The sequence below is a fragment of the Bacteroides rodentium JCM 16496 genome (genome assembly GCF_000614125.1).
GTDB lineage: Bacteria > Bacteroidota > Bacteroidia > Bacteroidales > Bacteroidaceae > Bacteroides > Bacteroides rodentium.
On record NZ_BAKJ01000134.1, the window covers coordinates 1 to 1,328 of the forward strand.

Sequence of the window (1,328 nt, forward strand, 5' to 3'; positions counted from 1 at the left end):
GGGGGCAGTAGAAATTTAGTGGGGATATCCATATATCTTTGCCAGCCTAAAAAGAAAAAACTTTCTGTCTGCCACTCCATGCAAGTTTGCCCTAAAGAGTTTGATTTTTGCATTGAACGACTCTGCTGCGGCGTTTGATGCCCTGTTGTTGTAGAAGTTCAGAATGTCATCATAGTGTTCGTAGAATGTAGCCGCAATGACATTGAACGACTTTATCCTTGACTCATCCACTTTGTTATACCATCGGGCCATGCTTAGCCTTGCAGCATCCTTGATGGTGTTTTTGGCGAATATCATCCTTAAGGAGTGTGCCAGTCCATAAGCCGTTTGGATGTCAGGATATTCCTTAAACAGTATTTCAGCCCTTTCCTTTTGTTTTTCCGTCCACTTTTCCGCGGATTTAAACAAGAGGCATCTGCTTCTGACCAGCAGTTCCGGGCGGGTGTCTCCGTTTGGGAATCGGTAAGGCATGTATGACTTTCCCGCTTGTTTACACTCCTCCATTTCTTCATTGCTCTGCTGTAAGGCGTCCCAACGATGGGCTACGCGGATTTCCTGTACAGCATCACAGGCGAGTTTCTGTATATGAAAACGGTCTATGACGCGTTTGGCCTTGGGGAAGGCAATGGTGACAATCCTGCGCATGGAATCGGACAGGTCAAGGGTCACTTCCTCCACAGCTTCACGGGCTTTCTCGTCTATTTGTTTGAGCACCTGTATGACATCCTCCGATTTGGTTCCTGCGACAGCTGCCACAAGGCTTTCCTCATGTGTATGACGGTCACGGTTGGTGACAAAAGTGTATAATTCTCCATTAGACAGGGACGACTCGTCTATAGCCAAATGCGGACCGATGTTCTCCGGGAATAACATCCATTCATCCGCATGCTCCAGCTGCTCCCAATCCCTGAAACCGCTGAGCGTTTCCTTGTACTGTTTCTCGAAAGTATGTCCGTCTATATGGTAGAATTCCTCAAGCGTATGGCAGGTCACCGGGGACGTCTCCATACGTTTCTTTTAAAAAAACACCAAATTCTTTGGAGTAACGGGTGCCCTTACAAACGACATCAAGGTCGATGGGAATACTGAAGCTCTTACCTGTGCGAATATCAGTCCAACGACGGCGGCGGATGCGCAGAATAACCTTGTGGTCACGGATGGGAAAATCTGTGACGCTTACCGCTTCCATGAAGCCTTTGGATTCAAAGTGCACATCATCGGATAATGCAGGAGTCATCACTTCATCAAGATGAATGTGTATCTCCGTTGAAGTCTGTTCAACAAGCACTACTGAAAAATAATTGAGTATTTCAGAGGGAAGCACGATA

2 protein-coding genes are annotated in these 1,328 nt (G+C 46.8%); both read right to left on the reverse strand.

What is annotated here, in order from left to right:
* Positions 1-15: 15 nt before the first annotated feature.
* A complete protein-coding gene (locus tag JCM16496_RS21070; protein ID WP_025836432.1) occupies positions 16-1,008 on the reverse strand; it encodes an ISAon1 family transposase in 993 nt (330 codons plus the stop codon).
* Positions 974-1,327: an ISAon1 family transposase N-terminal region protein gene (locus JCM16496_RS21075; protein ID WP_128809798.1), complete on the reverse strand. Its 354-nt coding sequence runs from the start codon at positions 1,325-1,327 to the stop codon at positions 974-976. Before JCM16496_RS21075 ends, JCM16496_RS21070 begins: the two co-directional genes overlap by 35 nt.
* Between the last annotated feature and the right edge of the window lies 1 nt (position 1,328).

Bases quoted from the DNA above. Each gene is read 5' to 3' on its own strand.
- JCM16496_RS21070 (WP_025836432.1), bottom strand. From the start codon at position 1,008: ATGGAGACGTCCCCGGTGACCTGCCATACGCTTGAGGAATTCTACCAT.